18 protein-coding genes are annotated in these 19,731 nt (G+C 36.3%); 12 read left to right on the top strand and 6 right to left on the bottom strand.

Features of this window, described 5'->3' with window-relative positions:
• The coding region (locus tag BZK14_RS09270; RefSeq protein WP_077926225.1) for an AzlC family ABC transporter permease at positions 1-639 on the bottom strand (639 nt) is incomplete at its 3' end.
• Positions 640-911: 272 nt separating this feature from the next.
• Here BZK14_RS09270 and BZK14_RS09265 point away from each other — a divergent pair.
• The 8 genes from BZK14_RS09265 (at position 912) to BZK14_RS09230 (ending at position 10,354) form a co-directional block, all read left to right on the top strand.
• The gene (locus tag BZK14_RS09265; protein WP_171973687.1) at positions 912-2,558 is read left to right on the top strand and encodes a phosphoethanolamine transferase; all 1,647 of its coding nucleotides are present in this window, start codon (positions 912-914) and stop codon (positions 2,556-2,558) included.
• A gap of 6 nt (positions 2,559-2,564) precedes the next feature.
• On the top strand, positions 2,565-3,233 hold the full coding sequence (locus BZK14_RS09260; protein ID WP_077926223.1) for a response regulator: 669 nt from the start codon (positions 2,565-2,567) through the stop codon (positions 3,231-3,233).
• Positions 3,230-4,264, top strand: a complete 1,035-nt coding sequence (locus BZK14_RS09255) for an ATP-binding protein (protein ID WP_077926222.1) — start codon at positions 3,230-3,232, stop codon at positions 4,262-4,264. Before BZK14_RS09260 ends, BZK14_RS09255 begins: the two co-directional genes overlap by 4 nt.
• Positions 4,265-4,346: 82 nt before the next feature.
• Positions 4,347-5,282: a LysO family transporter gene (locus BZK14_RS09250; protein WP_077926221.1), complete on the top strand. Its 936-nt coding sequence runs from the start codon at positions 4,347-4,349 to the stop codon at positions 5,280-5,282.
• Positions 5,283-5,385: 103 nt separating this feature from the next.
• Positions 5,386-6,744, top strand: coding sequence for a vWA domain-containing protein (locus BZK14_RS09245; RefSeq protein ID WP_171973686.1), 1,359 nt, complete (start codon positions 5,386-5,388; stop codon positions 6,742-6,744).
• Positions 6,745-6,786: 42 nt separating this feature from the next.
• Positions 6,787-8,211 carry a DUF4139 domain-containing protein gene (locus BZK14_RS09240; protein ID WP_077926219.1) on the top strand — a complete coding sequence of 475 codons (1,425 nt, stop codon included), beginning with the start codon at positions 6,787-6,789 and terminating at the stop codon, positions 8,209-8,211.
• A complete protein-coding gene (locus tag BZK14_RS09235; protein ID WP_077926218.1) occupies positions 8,211-9,662 on the top strand; it encodes a sensor histidine kinase in 1,452 nt (483 codons plus the stop codon). The genes BZK14_RS09240 and BZK14_RS09235 overlap by 1 nt, the downstream gene beginning before the upstream one ends.
• Positions 9,659-10,354, top strand: a complete 696-nt coding sequence (locus tag BZK14_RS09230; RefSeq protein ID WP_077926217.1) for a response regulator transcription factor — start codon at positions 9,659-9,661, stop codon at positions 10,352-10,354. The genes BZK14_RS09235 and BZK14_RS09230 overlap by 4 nt, the downstream gene beginning before the upstream one ends.
• 62 nt (positions 10,355-10,416) lie before the next feature.
• On the opposite strand, the gene allE is transcribed toward BZK14_RS09230, so the two are convergent.
• From allE to BZK14_RS09205, 5 genes are all read right to left on the bottom strand, one after another.
• Positions 10,417-11,202, bottom strand: a complete 786-nt coding sequence (allE, locus tag BZK14_RS09225; RefSeq protein WP_077926216.1) for a (S)-ureidoglycine aminohydrolase — start codon at positions 11,200-11,202, stop codon at positions 10,417-10,419.
• 50 nt (positions 11,203-11,252) lie between these two features.
• Positions 11,253-12,503, bottom strand: a complete 1,251-nt coding sequence (locus tag BZK14_RS09220) for an MFS transporter (protein WP_077926215.1) — start codon at positions 12,501-12,503, stop codon at positions 11,253-11,255.
• A gap of 92 nt (positions 12,504-12,595) precedes the next feature.
• Positions 12,596-13,828 (bottom strand): allantoate deiminase, encoded by a 1,233-nt coding sequence (allC, locus tag BZK14_RS09215; protein ID WP_077926214.1) that lies wholly within the window; start codon positions 13,826-13,828, stop codon positions 12,596-12,598.
• Between the two features lie 87 nt (positions 13,829-13,915).
• Positions 13,916-14,965, bottom strand: a complete 1,050-nt coding sequence (allD, locus tag BZK14_RS09210) for an ureidoglycolate dehydrogenase (RefSeq protein ID WP_077926213.1) — start codon at positions 14,963-14,965, stop codon at positions 13,916-13,918.
• A 174-nt stretch (positions 14,966-15,139) separates the two neighbouring features.
• The gene (locus tag BZK14_RS09205) at positions 15,140-16,546 is read right to left on the bottom strand and encodes an MFS transporter (protein WP_077926212.1); all 1,407 of its coding nucleotides are present in this window, start codon (positions 16,544-16,546) and stop codon (positions 15,140-15,142) included.
• A 308-nt stretch (positions 16,547-16,854) separates the two neighbouring features.
• Here BZK14_RS09205 and BZK14_RS09200 point away from each other — a divergent pair, with 308 nt between their 5' ends.
• From BZK14_RS09200 to BZK14_RS09185, 4 genes are all read left to right on the top strand, one after another.
• On the top strand, positions 16,855-17,139 hold the full coding sequence (locus BZK14_RS09200; protein ID WP_077926211.1) for a YerC/YecD family TrpR-related protein: 285 nt from the start codon (positions 16,855-16,857) through the stop codon (positions 17,137-17,139).
• A 21-nt stretch (positions 17,140-17,160) separates the two neighbouring features.
• Positions 17,161-18,129, top strand: a complete 969-nt coding sequence (locus BZK14_RS09195; protein WP_077926210.1) for an ABC transporter substrate-binding protein — start codon at positions 17,161-17,163, stop codon at positions 18,127-18,129.
• Between the two features lie 8 nt (positions 18,130-18,137).
• Positions 18,138-19,049 (top strand): ABC transporter permease, encoded by a 912-nt coding sequence (locus BZK14_RS09190; protein ID WP_077926209.1) that lies wholly within the window; start codon positions 18,138-18,140, stop codon positions 19,047-19,049.
• Positions 19,042-19,731, top strand: a 690-nt coding sequence (locus tag BZK14_RS09185; protein WP_077926208.1) for an ABC transporter ATP-binding protein, incomplete at its 3' end; no start/stop codon positions are given. The genes BZK14_RS09190 and BZK14_RS09185, both read left to right, overlap by 8 nt.

Genomic DNA, 19,731 nt, shown 5'->3' with positions numbered 1-19,731 from the left:
TCCAATCAATAATATTTTTGGGAATAGCAAATAGGCAAACAGAAATGCAGGAATAGCAATTAGTGCAGGGAAGTAGACTTTCTTCTGTTGCCATTGCTCATACCATAAAATAACAAATAAGCAGGTTAAGGCAAATTCTAAGTTTGGAATCAGTTTTCCTAATTGATGCCCAGCCAAAACGCCTAAAATAGTACCGATTACCCAATATGAATGTACTAAGGTCGATATTTTTAGAAAAAGGGATTTTTGCTTCTCTTTCGGCAATGTTGTCATTAATGAGAATGCTTCATCGGTTAAGCAAAATAGGCAATATGTGCGTTTAAGTTTAGATTCAGGCAATGAATCCATTAGTGGCAATGCATAGAAAATATGGCGAAGATTGATGGCAAAAGTGTTGATGGCTAAATCTAAAATGGATGCACCTGTTGCCACAGGTTGAACAGCTGCATATTGCGCTGCACCAGAAAATACCACAATGCTGATGAATATAGATATCCAATCAGGAATATTGGCTGTGCTAGATAAGACGCCAAATGCCATTGCTGCTGGGAGATAGCCCATTGCGACTGGCATTGAAATTTTAAATGCTTCACGCCACGTTGAGGGTGGAATGGCGTTTTGCGTGGTTGTTTGTGACATTATTAATTCTATAAATGAATAAATGATGAACAGAGATTCTATTAAAGTTATTGCGTAATGTATAGCCTACTTCACGAGTATATTTTTATGACACAATAAATTTCGATGCCATTGTCTGAAAAATATTTTCATATTGCTCATGATCTGGAGTGACATTATGAATTCTATTAAAGACGAATATATTTTTCAATGCCGTTAATTTTATCGCGTTAAGGTTATTTTAAGGTTCAGTTTTTATGATCTCAATCTTAAATAATAGATTGAGAATAACTATGAAAATATTGTGGGATAAAATTAATAAAAAATATGAATTATCATGGCTATCTGCATTGATTGCATTTTCTGGGATATTTGTTTTTACACAAAATATTGTTTTTTGGCGGACAGTTTTAAATTTAGTACCTTTTGACAGTATTCAAGATTACCTGTTTGTAGGCGTTATGCTGATTGTATTATTGTCATTAATGGCGATTTTATTTTCATTAATTTTATGGTCAAGACGTTTAACTTTAGTCATTTTGATCATGTTATTAAGTTTAAGTGCTTCTTTTAATTATTTTTCATACCATTATCAGATCTATATGGATCGAGATATGCTGACAAATATTATAGAAACTAATACATTAGAGGTTGTTAATTTATTAAATGGTGAATTGTTGGCTTGGATAATTCTAGGGGCCGTTGTACCATTTTGGTTGTTAACGCGTATTCAAATTAAGCCTGTTGTGTGGTGGAAAGGCATAATGCAACGATTATGCTTGGTGACAGGGGCTTTAGTTATCATCAGCGGGACATTATTTGGATTAAATTTTTATAAGGATTTTGCATCATTTTTCCGCAATAATCGACAAGTGGTTAAATTAATTATGCCAAGTAGTTTTGTTGCTAGCTATGTATCATATGCAAAGAAAAATTACTCACAAGCACAGCCATTTAAAGAATTAGGTGAAGATGCAGAATTAGTGAAGCCCGTAGAACAAAAGAAAACATTGATGATTATGTTTTTAGGTGAAACGGCACGCCGTCAAAGTTTTTCATTGAATGGTTATGAAAAAAATACAAATCCTAAATTATCGTTACAAGAAAATTTAGTCAGTTTTCAAAATGTTGTGTCTTGTGGGACTGCAACAGCAGTTTCTGTACCTTGTTTATTTTCTAAAATGACACGTGCCGAATTTGATAAAGTAAGTGCTGAAAATCAAGATAATGTAATGGATGTTTTACAAAAAGCAGGTTATAAAGTTTTATGGCGCGAAAATGATAATGGCTGTAAAGAAGTATGTAATCGTATTCCTACACAAAATGTGAGTGATTATACGAGTGCAAAACCTTCTGCGGGCGTATTGTATTATGATGAATATCTTTTGGAAGGTTTAGATAATTATATTCTTGCACAAGATCCAGAGGATAATTTAGTTATTGTCTTACATATGAATGGTAGTCATGGCCCAACGTATTATCAACGTTATCCAAATAATGCTAGGGTATTTACACCAACATGTGATACTAATCGTATTGAAACTTGTGAAACAGAGGTTCTCAAAAATACTTATGATAATACTATTGCCTATACTGATGATGTTATAAATCGTGGTATTGAACTATTGAAACGCTATCAAGATCAATATGAAACTTCCATGTTATATGTTTCTGATCATGGGCAATCGTTGGGTGAAAAAGGTTTTTATTTGCATGGTGCACCATATATGATTGCACCAGAAGAACAAACATCTATTCCTTTAATCTTTTGGGGAAGTGATGAATTTTATCAAAACCGGAATTTAACATTGAGTTGTGTGCAAAAGAAAGCACAGCAAGAAAACTATTCACATGACAATATATTTCACTCATTATTAGGATTATTACAAGTACAAACGAAAGAATACAATCCAAAACTTAATATTTTTACAGAGTGTTAAAATTTAATGAAATTATTAGTGGTTGAAGATGATTTGCTATTACAACGAGGATTAGAAAAAGCTCTCATACAAGAAAGCTATACTGTGGATATCGCCCATAACTTAGAAACTGCTAAGCACTTTTTAAGTTATGGGGCAGATATTTATAGCGCAGTCTTATTAGATTTGGGCTTGCCGGATGGCAATGGCTTAACATTATTAAAATGGTTACGAGAATCAAAGTATCATGTACCTGTATTGATTATTACTGCAAGAGATGCTTTAAATGATCGTATTATTGGCTTAGATTCTGGTGCTGATGATTATTTGGTTAAGCCTTTTGAATTAGTAGAATTATATGCAAGACTGCGTGCGATTATTCGCCGACACTGTGGCCAAGCAGATAATCATTTAATCATTGATGCTTTTATATTGAATTTAACCAATCAAACAATCATGTATTTTGATAAACCATTAGAGCTTACAGTACGAGAATATGTGGTTTTATCAAGGCTATTGTTAAAATATCAACAGGTTGTACCGAGAGAGTTATTGTTACAAGATTTATATTCATGGCAAGATTCTTTAGGCTCTAATACATTAGAAGTTTATATTCATCGTTTGAGGCAGAAAATTGGTAAAGATAGAATTCAAACTATTCGTGGTTTGGGCTATCAATTGGTGGATGCAGTATGAATTTAAAAAAACGATTGATCATTTCATTTGGTTCTATTTTATCTATAGCGTGGTTGATTATTGCGTTCTGGGTTTGGCATGAAACCAGTGAACAGATTGAAATTATGACAAATCCTGATTTGAGCAATGCTGAAAAAATGGCATTAATGAATATCGAAGTTCAAGAAATTTATTTAGCTGTGACAATCCCCATTTTTGTAGTGATGCTCATCGTTTGGTTTTTAATCATTTCGATAACTAATCGATTTGTCATGCCTTTTTCACAATTAGCAGAACAATTACATAAGCGTAATGAACTGAATTTGAATGAGTTAAATGTTCATACAACGTCTAAGGAGTCTGAGATTATTGTATTGCGTTTAAATCAGTTGTTAGAAAGAATTACAGAGCGGCTTGAATATGAAAAGCAGTTTACCGCAGATGTTGCTCATGAATTAAGAACACCATTAGCTGGCATGCGATTGAATTTAGAACTGATGGATGATGTACCAGAAAAACCATTGTTCATTGCAAAAATTGATGAATTATTGGTAACCATTGAGCGTTTGCTGCAATTTGCACGTGCAAGCCATGAATTGCATTCAGACCAAGCTTATCAATTTAATGTTTATAGTGAAATCATAGAACCTTTAAAAGCGGAGTATGAAGGTAATTATCCTAATCATTTGGCATGGGATGTTCCACAAGATTTGATGCTTAAAGGGGATCCAAGTTTAATTTATCTTTTAATGAAAAACCTTTTAGATAATGCTAAGTTTTATGCGGCTGATGGCAAAGAGACAGTTGTTTTATTTCAAGAAAAAGTTGATAGAGTTGAATTAACTATCATTGATAATGGCAACGGCATTCATTCCAATCAATTATTAGAAATAAGTCAGCCTTATAAACGCTCCGATGAAACACGTAATGGTTTTGGTTTGGGGCTAAATATAGTAGATAGAATTGTACGAGCACATGACGCTAAAATGATCATTCGAAATAGAACTGATGGTGAAACAGGTTTAGTGATTATGATTAAATTTAATCGATAAATCTACATAGATTCGTAGCAAGTTACGCTGTTGTTTGCTAATCTCTTTAATCCCGCTCTTAATAAATGATGATCGATTCACCATGATGTTGCTCAACTTGCTTTGGATTCTCGCACCACTTTTTATTGGTTTTTTTACCGTTGTTCGTTCTAAAACAATTTTAAAGATCATTGATCATAGCTTAATGGCTTTGATTTATTTGATTCTATTAGTGATGGGATTAAATTTATCCGCAATGGAAAATTTAAACAGCGAATTGAGTAAGATTCTCTGGCAAACGGCAAGTTATATTGTTTGTATTTTGGGCATGAACATGCTCTTTTTCTACTATTTAGATAAGAATTTACCTGTTAAAACTGAAAAAGCAGGAGGCTATCAATCCTCGACATTGAGCTTAGTGTTCAATGCTGTGAAATTACTTGGTTCTATTGTGATCGGGCTTGTGCTCGGCAAATTATTACTGGCAAATTTCTCTATCGATTTACCAACATTTAAACACATTGCAGATTGGTTGGGGCAAAGTGCATTGATGACATTATTGCTATGCGTTGGCATTCAATTGCGCAGTAATGGGATCAGCTTAAAAGCAGTATTTTTAAATCGCTATGGTTTAATTTTAAGTGTGGCGATTATTCTTTCATCATTCTTAGGTGGAATGTTGGCAGCCATGTTAAATGGTCGCCCATTATTGGAAGGTTTAGCAGTAAGCTCTGGCTTTGGCTGGTATTCATTATCTGCATCTGTTTTACAAAAAAGCTTAGGGCCAACCGTTGGCAGTGTTGCTTTCTTCAATGATCTCTTCCGAGAATTCTTTGCCTTTGCAGTGATTCCTTTAATCATGGCACGTTTGCCTTTGTCTGCCATTGGTTCTGGTGGTGCAACATCCTTAGATTTCGTATTACCACTCATTCAAAAAACAGGTGGTATTAAAGTTGTGCCGATAGCAATTAGTTTTGGCTTTATTGTGAATATCATTGCACCATTTTTATTGGTATTATTTGGTAGCTTAGCGCAATAGTTTTGGGTTGTTTTACAACTTTTACAATTAAATACAAGCGCCTCACAACTTTATAGATAGAGCGATCATAATGTTGATAACAAATCACTCAATCGGAGGTTTTATGAAAAAGTTATGGACATTGCTATTCGGTTTATCAAGCTTTTGGGCAGTTGGCCAAGCGCAAACTAATGAGATTATCATTCAATCAGAATTATCATCGCCTGTTGTTTTAGTGAATGATAAATCGCCCAATTATTTAAAAGTTTCCCTCAAAGGTTTTCCTGTGAAAGCGACTGAGCGCCCACCATTAAACTTAGCATTAGTTGTAGATCGTTCAGGTTCAATGTCAGGTGATCGCATTGAAAAAGCAAGGGAAGCGGCGATTATGGCTGTGGAAGTTTTGGGTGAAAATGACACTTTATCCATCATTGCTTATGATAGTGGCGTGGATGTGATTGTGCCTGCAACTAAAATCAAAAATAAGAAAGAGATCATCCAAAAGATTAACAAACAATTAACACCGCGAGGTGCAACAGCGCTATTTGCGGGTTTAAGTAAAGGCATTGGTGAGGCTTCTAAAAATTTAGATCCTAATAAAGTGAATCGCATCATTTTATTATCAGATGGCCAAGCAAATGTTGGCCCAACATCCACAAAAGAGTTAAGTGAACTTGCCAAAATTGCTGCACAAAAAGGCATTGCAGTGAGTACATTTGGGATTGGCAATGATTACAATGAAGATTTAATGACAGCAATTTCTAATTACAGCGATGGCAATCATGCTTATGTTGCCAATGTGAGTGATTTAGAGCTGATTATGGAGAAAGAGTTTAAGGATTCAATGTCCGTTGCTGCACAGAACTTTGAGATCATCATTGAGTTAAAAGAAGGTGCGAAGCCCATTCGTTTATTAGGTCGTGATGGTGAAATTAAAGATAACAAAATTACTGTGAACATGAATCAGATTTATGCGAATCAAGAAAAATATGTGTTATTGGAATTAGAACCAATGGATGGCGCTTTAGATGAAGAAAAGCTACTTGCAAATGTGGATGTTCGTTATACCAATGCAGTGACGAAACAGGCACAAGAATATAAAATGCCCATCAACATTAGTTATACAGATAACCAAGAGTTTGCAGCTCAAAATGTTAAAGAAAGTATAGTAATCGATAGCATGATTCAAAAATCTGCCATTGTTCAAGAGAGCATTGCTGATTATATTGAAGCAGGTGATATGGATAATGCTCGTTTGGCTTGGATAGGTGTACAAGGTGATTGGGGAACAATAGCTTTAGGTCGCCAAAGCAACCCATTTGTGGCATCGGAAGAGCAAGATGAAAATGCACAAAAAATTGAAGAATTTGAGAAACAAATGAAAATAGTTGAGCAAAAGCTTCAAGATAAAAAAGCTAGTCCAAAAGAATTACGTAAATCTTTGAAAGAATCGAGTTTTAAAGCAAAAAACCAACAAGATTAATCAGCTAAATTTAAATTAATGAGAATTAAAAGGAACCTAAATATGTTCAAGAAAACTTTATTAGCAACAGCATTAATCAGCACATCACTAGCGATGGCAAATACGAACACAGTTGTGAGCAATGATGAGAATCGTGAAGCACTTTCTATTACGATTTATAACGAATCATTGGCACTCATTAACGAAACACGCAATATTCCTTTTAAAGCAGGCTTGAACAATGTGGAATTGAAAGGTGTTTCTGCACAAATTAGAGCAGAAACAGCATTGTTGACATCCTTATCCAAAATGCCATTCAATGTGATTGAGCAAAACTTTGATTATGATCTGTTGTCACCACATGCTTTATTGGAAAAAGCAGTAGGGCAGGAAATTGAAATCATTCGCACTAATCCTGCAACAGGCGAGGAAATTCGTGAAACAGCAACATTGTTGTCTAACAATGGCGCGCCAGTTTTGCAGTTTAAAGATCGTATTGAGATCGGTGCGTTTGATAAGTTTGCTTTTAAATCCATTCCTGAAGGCTTGCGTGATCGCCCAACATTATCGGTATTGTTAAACAGCGAAAAAGATGCTGATAACAAAGTGCAATTGACGTATTTAACACGTGGATTCAGCTGGAAAGCAGATTACACCGCGACATTATCAGATGATGAAAAGACATTAGATTTATCAGGTTTAATCACTTTGAATAACCAAAGTGGCACAACATTTAATAATGCTAAATTGCAATTGGTTGCAGGCGATGTGAATCAAGTTTCTCAATCAGCACAGCCAGTTATGTTGGAAGCAAGAATGATGAAATCTGCTGTTGCTTACGATATGGCAGGCGGTGCAGTAGAAGAGCAGTTTGGTGATTATCATTTGTATAAGATTCCATTTGCAACAGATTTGAAAAACAACCAAACGAAGCAGGTGGCGCTGTTATCCACTCAAAATGTACCTGTGCAAAAAGAGTATAACTTTAATCAATATTATAGTTATACAACGCAAGATGGGCAGAATTTGAAAGCTTCAGTATTGTATCGTTTAGAAAATTCTAAAGAGAATCAATTGGGTATGCCTTTGCCAAAAGGTGTATTCAGAATGTATAAAAACGACTCTTCAGGCAATGCATTGTTGTTGGGTGAAGATACCATTAATCACACAGCAGAAAATGAAGAGTTTGTGATTAATACAGGCGATGCATTTGATGTTTCTATGACAAAAACATTGAAAGATCATAAAGCGATTTCAAAGAATGTCACGCAATATACTTATGATGTTGTGTTCAACAATGCGAAAGATTCAGGTGTTGAAGTAAATTATACTTCCTTCATTGGCGATGATAGCAATTGGCAGTTATTGAAAACTTCTCAGCCAATGTTAAAAGATCAAGCTTCTAATATTGCAAAATGGACAGTGAAAGTTCCTGCAAAAGAAAAAGTAACTTTGACTTATACATTACAAGTGAGCAGTAAATACTAATGGCTGACAATCGCATTTCTACAAAGTTAATCGCATTCATTACGATCAGCGCTTTAGTGATTGCGATTGTAGCTTATTTAGGTAGCCAAACTATTGGCTACCAAGCTTTGCGTCAACAATATGCGATGGAAGCAGAAGGTAAAGCTGAGCTTTCTCGTGTTGTTGATTTGATTGAGTCAGTGTTACACACTGAAGAAGAAAAATTGCGACAAGGTGATGAATCAGCTGTTCAGCAAACATTTATTTTAGAGGGTAATCAGCTGATTTATCCTGATACTACAGAATCTTTATCCATGAAAGAGCAAGCATTTGTGCAAAAAATTGCACCGATTGTGGAAAATTCATCGAGTTTATATCAAGCTTATTTGAATGAAGGCACAGCAATTCCTGAGGATGGTTGGTACATTCGCCACGATCAAGATCTGCCTTTATGGATTTTTTGGCAGCAATCAGATTCACAAATCACAGGTTATTCTGTGAATTATTCATATCTGATGAGCCAAATTTTGAATCAATTGGCAGATGGATCTTATGATTCTAACAGTATGATTGCGCTAGAAGATAATGGGCAATTGCTGTTTCAAAATCATGCTCAAGATGATGCAACCATTCGCTATACAACACAGCAATTAACATTCCCATTCAATTATTGGCAATTGAATTATTACGCAGCGCCATACAATGGTTGGCTGATTTATACATTGGGCACGGTTGTGATCATTGTATTGTGCTTGGTTTTGGGCTGGCTATTTTGGCGAGTTTATCAAGAATATCAACGCATACAGAATACAGCGCGCCAGCAAGTTAACTTTGTGAGCCAAGTTTCTCATGAGTTGAAAACACCTTTAACGAATATCTCCTTATTTGCAGAATTACTGCAAGAGGAACCTTTGAATGAATCTTCACAAAAATACAGTGAGATCATTCATTCGGAAAGTAAACGATTAACACGTTTAATCCAAAATATTTTAAGCTTCACTAAAAAACGAGAGCCAACATTGTCAAATTTTGATTTAGTAGATTTAGTGAAGCAAATCACGGTGACGTTTCAGCCATCTTATGAATCTAAAAATTTAACACTCAACTTACAATTACCAGAAAATTGCCAGATGCATTCAGATCAAGATGCCATCACTCAAATTATTAACAACCTTTTGAGCAATGCAGAAAAATATGGTGCAATGGGCAAAGTAGTGGATGTGACAGTAGAAAAAAACGAGCAGGGCATTATAGTTAAAGTGCGTGATTATGGTGAAGGGATTAACCAAAAACATCTTTCACAAATCTTTAAGCCGTTTTATCGTGTGCATAGCAAAATCACTGAAGGTGTTGCGGGTACAGGGATTGGCTTAACAATCGCTCATCAATTGGCAGAATCCATCCATGGCACGATTACAGCGCATCCACAAGATCAAGGCATAGAGTTTCGCTTATTCATAGGACAAAGATGAAAATATTAATTGCAGAAGATGATCCCAATATTCGTTTTGGTTTAGCGCAAGCATTGAAAAATGAAGGCTATGAACTGTTGATGGCAGAAAATGGGGCGATTGCTTTAGAGTTATTTCAAGCGCAATCACCTGACTTTGTGATCCTAGATATTATGATGCCTGTGATGGATGGTTATACTGTTTGCAAAGAGATTCGCAAAGTGAATGAACAAGTTCCAATTCTCTTTTTATCAGCAAAGGATGAAGAGATTGATCGTGTTGTGGGCTTGGAATTAGGTGCGGATGATTATTTGGGTAAGCCTTTTGGTATTCACGAAATTCGTGCTCGCATTAAAGCAATTGCTAAGCGCTGCTGCTATCAGCAACCTAAAGCTGAATCATCACCACAATCAGGATTTATGTTTGGTGAATGGCAGATTAATCCCAATCAATTAACTGCGGTCAAAGAGCAAGAAGAAGTTATTCTCACATTGCGTGAAGTGACAATTTTAGAATATTTTCATGCGCACCCAAATGAAGTGATCACGCGAGATGCGCTATTTAATATTGCTTGGGGCTATGATCATTTGCCGAATAGCCGAACATTGGATCAGCATATTTCTAAATTACGAAAAATTATTGAGCCTAATTTACAAGTTCCCACTCTGATTCAAACAGTTCATGGTTTGGGATATCGCTATGTCAAGGTATGATAAGCAATAAAAAAGCACTCATGAGGTTGAGTGCTTGATTCAGTGTTAATGTGAATTAATGATTATAGATCAACATCACGATGGCAATCTTTAGAGTAAATATAACTAAAGTCTTCTTCACCTACTTGGTAGGCTACTTGCAAGTTATATGGCCCCATAAAAATATAGTCACCCTTTTGCACTGGCATCCATTGATTATCTAGGTTATACATACCACGACCAGAAGTGATTAAAGCACCATGTTCTTGAACATGAGTTTCGATATAGCCATGTGATCCACCTTTTTTGAAAGTTAGGATGTGCATATTCATATCAAAGCCCAATTCAGCAGGTAACATACTTTGGAAGTGAACATTTTCCATGCCTTCATAATGGACGATTTCAACATTTTTGATGTTGTCTGAAATCACGCGCGCAGAATATCCTTCTAATGGTACATAACGGCGTTTGTAAAGGAATAATTTACTCTTTTCACCATTGTTATCATTTTTAAGGTACATCGTGACACCGGCTGGGCAGTACAAATAACCACCTTGGTCTAAATTGTGCTCATCTTCATCCGAATATGCTTTGATTTTACCTTCCAATACATATACGAAAGTTTCGATATCACCACCACCAAAACCACGAGTATTTTCGCCATTAGCATGCATTGTGACAACATAATCAACAAAAGATGCGCCCATTTTGGGTGAACCTAAAATTGTCATGTCACAATTTTCAAAACCTGGCACTCTATTATTAACCCAACCATTTTCTTCTAATAGCGCACAGTTGCCATGTTTGACAAATGAACGTGTTTGTAAAACGCCATTTGGAAAGCCTAGTTGATTGTTAATATAACCCATTTGATTATCTCCTTTTATTAATCAGTAAGAATCGTTAGAAATCTATTAAGTTAAGATGTTTGCTTACGATTCATTAGCATAAATAATACTGCGCCAGCGACTAATACAGCAACAGCAACATAAAACCCTAATGATTGGCTATTAGTGCTATCAATGATAGCACCTGTTAATGGTGGTGCAATGACTGAAGAAGCCATACCACAGCTATTGAATACGCCAAGTGTTGTACCGTAACCTTTTTTAGGTGCGACATCGGCAACATAAGAGATAATGATAGGTTCTACTGCAAGTTTACCTAATAAGCCATATAAGATCAGCGCAATCAATAAAGCAGTTTCATTGGTAAATGAAATGATACCAAATAGCATGATGGCAGCAGCTAATTCTAACGCAACAATTAAGCTGATTTTTTTAGATTGAAATTTATCAGATAAACGGCTGAATAATAGTGCACCTGGAATAGATGCAAATGCTACCAGCGATGCAGCAAAACCTACAGCAACACCTTCGAAGCCTCGTTCTGATTGCAAAAATTTAGGCAACCATGTGACGATCATGTAATAACCATAACAAGTACCAAAATAGAGGAAGTAAATTGATAACATTTTAGGTGCAAGTAGGCGTTTCATAACACCTTCTTTGTCTTCTTCTGTTTCAACTTCAATATCTTTTTTAGTCGCTAAAACTTGACTGTGAGATTTTGCACCTTTAATCACTGCAGCAAAAACTAGTACCATAATGACAATGATGGCACCAGAAATATACATCATAGTTTGCCAAGACATGCCCATTTGTTTTACGAGTAGACTTGAACCGATTAATGCAACAGCCATACCTAATGCAGAACCACTATTGATAATTGCAGTTGATAAACCACGGCGATCAGCCGGAATATTTTGTGAAGATAATGAATATGCTGATCCGTAGTAAGTACCACAACCAATACCTGCTAAAATACTTGCAAAATAGATCATATTGATGGATGTGGAAATAGCAATTAGGAATGGTGCAATTGCAAATAAGATAAATCCAGGAATCATAATGACTTTTTGGCCAAATTTATCGACTAAAATGCCCGCTGGAATTTGCATCGCGGTATAAGAAAAGAAATAGCATGTAGCTATAAAACCAAGTGCTGTATTGCTCACCCCTAGATCTAATTCCATTTCAGGGTAAACGCTTGGTAGTGTTTGTCTATAAATCCACATGGCTGTCCAGCCTAAGCAGAGGACAACAATCAGTTTCATCCAATATGGCCATCCTTGTTCTTTATGAACAGGTTGTTCAATATTAGTATTCATACGAACCTCGATTATTTTTAAGTTATTGAATATAAGTGAATAAATTTGTTGGGCTGATGTTGAATTATTATTTCAGCCCAGTTGATTGAGATTTATTCTTTATAAGCTAATTCATAAAGTGTTTGCGCTAGAACTTTGACACCTTCTGCTAAGTCTTCAACTTTGGTTGCTTCAGCAGGGTTATGGCTTACGCCATTAATGCTTGGCACAAAGAACATGACAGTTGGTACTTTAGGTGCAAAAATTTGTGAGTCATGGCCAGCGCCACTGTGCATTACACGAAAGTTGTAATTATCACGTTGGCAAATGTTTTCTAATTTAGCCACTAAATCTTTATCCATTGGGATTGGATCTTCATCCATCCAACGGTCAATTTCGATGATTAAACCATGCTCTTTAGCAATGCGCTCCATATCAGCTTCCATCTCAGTTGTGAAATCAACTAAAGCTTGTTTGTCAGTATGGCGGCAATCAATTGTGAAAGTTGTGTAACCAGGAACAACATTAACAACGCCTGGTTTTGGCTCAACTTTACCGAAAGTTAACACTAAAGGATCACCCATTTTTTTAGCTTTGTTAATGGATTCAAAGCAGATTTGGCTGAAACCATAAATGGTATCTTTGCGATAGCCCATTGGCGTTGTGCCTGCATGATTTGATTGACCTTTCAAGGAAACATTGTATCTGCGTTGGCCGACAATATTATCCACAACACCAATTTGTTTGCCTTCCATTTCAAGCACATTACCTTGCTCAATATGGATCTCTACAAATGCTTTAATGTCACTGCGCATTGGTTTTGTATTATCACGGAAATCAAAGCCAGCATTACGCATTGCATCCACAAATTTATTACCTTTGCTATCCGCAATGTTTTCAACATCACTATTTTTCGCAATGCCTACAATATTTTTACTACCCCAGAAAACGTAAGGGAAGCGGCTACCTTCTTCTTCTGCCATTGAAACAACTTCTAATGAACGAAGTGGTTGACCATATTTTTCTTTTAAATATTGGATTGCCAAAAATGCAGCTTCAATACCAAATTGGCCATCTAAATTACCACCATTCACAACTGTATCAATATGTGAACCTGATAAGATAGTTTCGTTAGGATATTTGCTACCTTTAACACGGCCAAATAAATTACCAATCTCATCAAACTGAGCTTCAAAACCACTCTCAATAAACTTCTGTTTTAAAGCATTTTGCGCATCAACCCACTCTTGCGTATAAAGTAAGCGCGTCATGCCGCCTGTAGGATCTGCTCCGATTTTAGATAACCAATCAGACATCTCAGTAAAACGTTCTGTAAAATCTATCATTACATGCTCCTTAATCATTTTGAATTAAAATGTTGTTGCTTGTAGAAGAACGCTCAATATTCGGGGGAATTGAGCGATCAGTGTGGATTAACTTGCGAATGGGTCTTTGTTGTCGTAGGAGTTGACATAGATTGCATCAGAAATTAAGTAGTTATAAATTTCATCGACAATTTCAACACCGTTTGCTAATGCTTCACGTTCTGCAATTTCAGTGTTTTGGCCAGGATAGAAGACCATATCTACACCTTCAGCAGGTTTAATTTCATTGAGTTCTTTCATCATACGGCTAATGCCTTGGCGTACAACTTCAGCACCAGCAAATTTAGCAGGATCAATCACGATGTGTAGTTGACCTAAATTTCGGCCTTCTTTAAGATCATGGTACATAGAAGAAACACTTTTACCAAAAGGTAAACCTAAAAGTACACCCGCTAATACATCCACCATCATCATCAACCCGTAACCTTTAGGGCCTGCAATTGGTAATAAACCATGAACCGCATGTGCATCTGTTGTTGGCTTACCATTTGCATCTACCGCCCAAGTATCAGGAATGGCGACATTACGAGAGCGAGCATCGAGTACCTTGCCCCAAGCTTGTACAGTGGTCGCCATATCAAAGATGATTTTATCGGTACCTTCACCTGGTGCTGCAAAAGCGATAGGATTTGTGCCGTAATATACTTCTGCGCCATTAAACGGCACAGCCATTGGGTCAGATTGGCACATAGAAATACCGACTAAACCGGCATTGGCTGCCATTTCTACGAAGTATGATAATGCTCCACTATGTCCAACTTTGCTAATGCCAACTACTGCAATACCATTTTCTTTTGCCATAGCTATGGCTTCATCCATTGCCAATTTAGCAGCAACATGACCAGAGCCATTATCGCCGTGGAAAATAGCGCTACAAGGGCCTGTTTTTTCAAATGTAAAATTAGGATGGGTGTTCGTACCACCTTTGCTGATACGTTCTGAGTAGTATTCAACGCGAACGGCGCCATGTGAGTGAATACCACGTAAATCGGCGTGAACCAGTACATCAGCCACGATGCTTGCATGTTCTTCAGTTAAACCTGCTTGCATTAGTTTATTTTTCATAAGGGAATGCAATTCTTGGTGAGTCAGCTTCATAAGTCCTTCTCCAAAATGTCCATCGATGACTGAAATATGCGACATTTTATCGGAAAATAACTTGATCTGAGTTAAGATTAACCAAGTCCTAGATCTTTTCATTTAAACGAATTGCATTGTTAGAAATAATCTAACAACACAATTTGTGCAGATATTGCCTATTTTTTAGTATTTTTATGTTGCAGATGAATGAGAAAGAGAAGCATTTGCATCATTGGTTGGCGGATTATTTGTCATTGTCCATCCTTGATGGGCTAATGGTAGGAAAGAAATAGCAATTGCCAATAATGCGACAAACCATAAATAATAGGCAACGCCCATAGGGGTAATTTTCAATAAAGCTATAGCAACAGCAGGCGTAATTGCGCTGAAAATTGCATAGGATAAATTGTATGAAAATGATAACCCGCTAAAACGAATGTTAGGTGGGAACATACGCGTTGCAAGAATGGGTGGCAATGATGTGCATCCTGCAAAAAATCCCATTAATCCATATAAAACCATGATGGTAAATAATGTTCCTTGTGTTAATTGATTGGGCTGGTATGGCTCTAAAATAGAGGATAAAGTCGAATAGAAGATTGCAGAAGTTATAATCAATCCTCCCCAAAATAGAATAGAAACTTTACGGGTTTTAATTTTATCTTCAAAAATTCCACAAGTGATACAGCCAATAACTAGACATATGGCAGCAACTAATCCTGAAATTCGTGTAATCATGGGATCAATGCCATATAATCCTTGTAGCACTTTAACGGGTGTGAATAATATACCGAGCATAATAGTTGTGGATAATGACCATGTTAATAATCCTGTTAGTACACAGGCAAAGCGATGCTTTTTTATAACAGTTACAATCGGAATCTCTTGAGATAATGATTTGTTTTTTGCCATTTCTTGGAAAACAGGTGTTTCCGATAAGAAACGACGCAAGTAAACAGCTACTAAACCAAAAATACCACCAATGATGAATGGAATTCTCCAAGCGTAATCTGTGATTGCTGCTCGATTATCAGCAAAAAGAATATCTATGGATAAAGAGATAGAGAAACCTAATAAAATCCCACCAGCGATGCCACCTGTTAATACACCAATGCCTAAGCCATAATGTTTTTTAGGTGAGTGTTCTGCAATGAATACCCAAGCGCCTGGCATTTCTCCACCAATGGCAGCGCCTTGTAATACACGAAATACGATCAATAAGATTGGTGCCGCAATGCCAATGGTTGTATATGTTGGCATTAAACCAATCAATAATGTTGGGATTGCCATCATAAAAATACTGAGTGTAAACATCTTTTTGCGGCCCAAAGTATCACCAAAGTGAGCCATTACCATGCCACCAATTGGGCGGGCTAAGTAGCCTGCAGCAAAACCACCCCAAGCAAATATATCGCCCCATATGCCAGCGGCTAAATCAGCAGGTAAGAATAGAGGTTTCACAACAGTTTCTATGTAAAGTGCATAAATAACAAAATCATAAAATTCTAATGTACCGCCTAATGCGGCAAGCGATAGTGTTTTCTTATCCTCTCGTGATAATGACTTTTCAGTCTGAATGGGCTCACTACTGACAGACATGGTTTTCTCCTTAGGTTTAAATTTATAATTGTGTAGATCAAAAAAAAGCCCGCTTTTTGCGGGCTTTCGGTTATGTTTTGCTAGTTTATTTTGGCATCACAAAATTCTCCGAGTCCCGCAGGGCTTGAAGTAAAAGTAAAAGAAATAAACTAGTGCAATAATTTTGTTCATGTCATATTTTTTACATTGCTTCTGAAAGAAAAGCAAGCCACATCATTAAAAAAATTAATCTTTAAATTCAGATTAAGAAAAAAATTGACATTAAAAATAATTGTACTACTATGCTAGTACAGTTTATGGAGGGATCAATGAAGAATGATGATTATCAGGCGCTTTGTGAGGCGTTAGTATCCATTGATGATGCAAAAGAGATGAATGATTTTTTAAGAGATCTCTGTACACCCAATGAATATGCCGCATTTGTAGAGCGTTGGAGAGTATGTAAATTGCTTGCAACGGAGCAACATTCATACCGTGAAATTCATGCCCTGACAGGGGCGAGCTTAACGACAATAGGGCGTGTTGCCCGTTTTTTAAAAGATGAAAATAACAATGGATATGCTTCAGTTTTAGCAAAAATTAATCAAAAATAAATTTATGTTGAGGAGTATGGAATGAAAAAAACAGTATTGGTAGCAGCATTAGGGTTAATGACAGTATTCAGCGCATCGTATGCTGAAATGAAAAAAGTTTATGTGAACCAAATTGTTGAGCACCCTGCATTGGATCAAACGGCACGTGGTATCAAAGATGGTTTAGAGAAGCGTGGTTATAAACAAGGTGAAAACTTGGATTTTCGTGTGGAATCAGCGCAAGGTAACATTGCATTGGCAAGTCAGATTTCTGCAAAATTTGTGAATCAAGGTGCAGATGTTACTGTTGGTATTGGCACGCCTTCAGCTCAAAGCTTGGTAAAAGCTGCAGGCGAAGGTAAAACTAAAATGGTTTTCTCTTCAATTACAGATCCATTGAGTGCAAGTTTGGTGACAAAACTCTCTGGTTCAAATAATAATGTGACTGGTATGTCGAACAAAGTAGATGTTGTGCCACAGTTTGAATTATTTAAAGAGTTGTTACCTAATTTAAAAACAATTGGTTTCATTTATAATCCTGCAGATGCAAACTCAATTCAACAGCTGGATGATGTAAATGTTGCAAGTAAGAAATTAGGTTTAACAATTGTTCCTCAAGCAGTGAATAAAACATCAGATGTGCCACAAGCGGCAACACGCTTAGCAGGTAAAACAGATGCATTATTTGTTTATGGTGATAACACAACTTTAGCTGCATTGGAAAGTGTGATTATGGCAGCGAATAAAGAGAAGAAACCTGTGTTTGTGGCAGATACAGATGCAGTTGAATTAGGTGCTTTAGCAGCTTTAGGGCCAAATCAGTATGATTTAGGTTTAGATACAGCGGTGATGATTGCAGATATTTTAGATGGTAAAGATATCAATAGCATTGATGTTGGTTTCCCGAATGGTTTAGAATTGTTCATCAATCAAGATGCTGCGGATAAATTAGGTTATACATTCTCAGATGACGTTAAAGCAAAAGCAGCAAAAGTAATCAAGAAGGATTAAGTTAGTCGATGATAAGTTTCGGTGAATTGGAGATGAGCCTCATTTTGGGGCTCATATATGGAATAGTTGGCATGGGAATCTATCTCACATTTCGTGTGATAGATTTTCCTGATTTAACATGTGATGGTAGTTTTGTATTGGGTGCGGCGATTTCAAGTATTTTAATCAAGTATGGTTATAATCCTTATTTTGCATTATTGATCGCAATTATGGGTGGAATGGTAGCAGGATCGGTAACTGGGATTCTTAATTGCTATTTCAAAGTGACAGATTTATTGGCAGGTATTTTAGTTGCCTTCATGTTGTACTCTGTCAATATCCATGTGATGGGCGGGATTCCTAATATTTCACTAATGGGTGCTAAAACTATTTTCCCTTTATCGTACTTTGAGTTATTTGGCTATAGTTTTTCTTATTCATTAATTTATTTAGCAGTGATTAGCATTGCTTTAGTCGCTGTATTTACATGGATTTTGAGTACAAATTTAGGATTATCATTGCGTGCCATTGGGCAGAATAAACGTTTATGCTTGAATGGTGGTGTGAATGTTAAGTGGATGATTATCTTAGGTGTCGCACTGGGTAATGGTTTAATTGCATTGGGTGGCGCGCTATTTTCTCAGCAACAAGGTTTTGGTGATTTAACTTCTGGTATTGGTACAATCATTGCTGGTTTTGCAGCTGTGATTATTGGTGAAAAAATACTCCCATTTAGATCTATTTGGGTAAAAATATTAAGTTGTATTATTGGTTCGGTTGCTTATCGCGTCATTACATCCATTGCTTTAAATACAGATATTTGGGAAAAAATTCTTCCTGACAGTTTACATCATTTACAGCCACAAACATCTGACTTTAACTTGATTGCAGGCTTATTAATTATTTTTGTAATGGCAATGCCGGGAAGAAAGAATGCTTAAGTTAGAATCTATAGATGTGATCGTTGCTAAAGGTACAAAGTTAGAAAGAGAAGTGCTTTCAGGCTTAAGTTTAGAAGTCAAAAAAGGTGAGTTTTCTGTCATCATTGGTGGCAATGGTGCTGGTAAATCAACGCTGTTTAATGTGATCTCAGGCTTTATGAAGCCAGAAAAAGGTCGCATTTTAATCAATGATGAAGATGTGACAACGCGCTCTCAACAAATGCGTGCAAAAGACGTTTCTATTGTGATGCAAGATCCTCGTGTAGGTACGATGGAACGCATGACAATTTTAGAAAATATGGCATTTGCAGCTAAACGTGGTCAAATGCGTGGCTTAGGTTTTTTTAATGGCAAAGCTCAACGTGAATTTTTCCGTGATCGCTTATCATTATTGAATATGGGTTTAGAGAATCGCTTGCAAGATTCTGTGATGAATTTATCCGGTGGGCAACGCCAAGCTTTGAGCTTAATTATGGCGATTTTATCTGATTCTAAAATCTTATTATTAGATGAAATTACAGCAGCATTGGATCCTAAAATTGCTGAAAATGTGATGTATTTAGCCAATAAAATTGTGGAAGACTCACATTTAACATGCTTGATGATCACACATAATATGCATCATGCTCTTAAATATGGTGATCGCACAATGTTGTTGAAAAATGGTCAGTTCTTAAAAACA

It is taken from the genome of Wohlfahrtiimonas larvae, from assembly GCF_002006755.1.
GTDB classification, from domain to species: domain Bacteria; phylum Pseudomonadota; class Gammaproteobacteria; order Cardiobacteriales; family Wohlfahrtiimonadaceae; genus Wohlfahrtiimonas; species Wohlfahrtiimonas larvae.
This window is presented reverse-complemented; position numbering and strand designations above follow the sequence as displayed.

Excerpts from the sequence above, each read along its gene's own strand:
- BZK14_RS09265 (WP_171973687.1), top strand. The coding sequence starts at position 912 with ATGAAAATATTGTGGGATAAAATTAATAAAAAATATGAATTATCATGG.
- BZK14_RS09260 (WP_077926223.1), top strand. The coding sequence starts at position 2,565 with ATGAAATTATTAGTGGTTGAAGATGATTTGCTATTACAACGAGGATTA.
- BZK14_RS09255 (WP_077926222.1), top strand. The coding sequence starts at position 3,230 with ATGAATTTAAAAAAACGATTGATCATTTCATTTGGTTCTATTTTATCT.
- BZK14_RS09250 (WP_077926221.1), top strand. The coding sequence starts at position 4,347 with ATGATGTTGCTCAACTTGCTTTGGATTCTCGCACCACTTTTTATTGGT.
- BZK14_RS09245 (WP_171973686.1), top strand. The coding sequence starts at position 5,386 with ATGAAAAAGTTATGGACATTGCTATTCGGTTTATCAAGCTTTTGGGCA.
- BZK14_RS09240 (WP_077926219.1), top strand. The coding sequence starts at position 6,787 with ATGTTCAAGAAAACTTTATTAGCAACAGCATTAATCAGCACATCACTA.
- BZK14_RS09235 (WP_077926218.1), top strand. The coding sequence starts at position 8,211 with ATGGCTGACAATCGCATTTCTACAAAGTTAATCGCATTCATTACGATC.
- BZK14_RS09230 (WP_077926217.1), top strand. The coding sequence starts at position 9,659 with ATGAAAATATTAATTGCAGAAGATGATCCCAATATTCGTTTTGGTTTA.
- allE (WP_077926216.1), bottom strand. The coding sequence starts at position 11,202 with ATGGGTTATATTAACAATCAACTAGGCTTTCCAAATGGCGTTTTACAA.
- BZK14_RS09220 (WP_077926215.1), bottom strand. The coding sequence starts at position 12,503 with ATGAATACTAATATTGAACAACCTGTTCATAAAGAACAAGGATGGCCA.
- allC (WP_077926214.1), bottom strand. The coding sequence starts at position 13,828 with ATGATAGATTTTACAGAACGTTTTACTGAGATGTCTGATTGGTTATCT.
- allD (WP_077926213.1), bottom strand. The coding sequence starts at position 14,965 with ATGAAGCTGACTCACCAAGAATTGCATTCCCTTATGAAAAATAAACTA.
- BZK14_RS09205 (WP_077926212.1), bottom strand. The coding sequence starts at position 16,546 with ATGTCTGTCAGTAGTGAGCCCATTCAGACTGAAAAGTCATTATCACGA.
- BZK14_RS09200 (WP_077926211.1), top strand. The coding sequence starts at position 16,855 with ATGAAGAATGATGATTATCAGGCGCTTTGTGAGGCGTTAGTATCCATT.
- BZK14_RS09195 (WP_077926210.1), top strand. The coding sequence starts at position 17,161 with ATGAAAAAAACAGTATTGGTAGCAGCATTAGGGTTAATGACAGTATTC.
- BZK14_RS09190 (WP_077926209.1), top strand. The coding sequence starts at position 18,138 with ATGATAAGTTTCGGTGAATTGGAGATGAGCCTCATTTTGGGGCTCATA.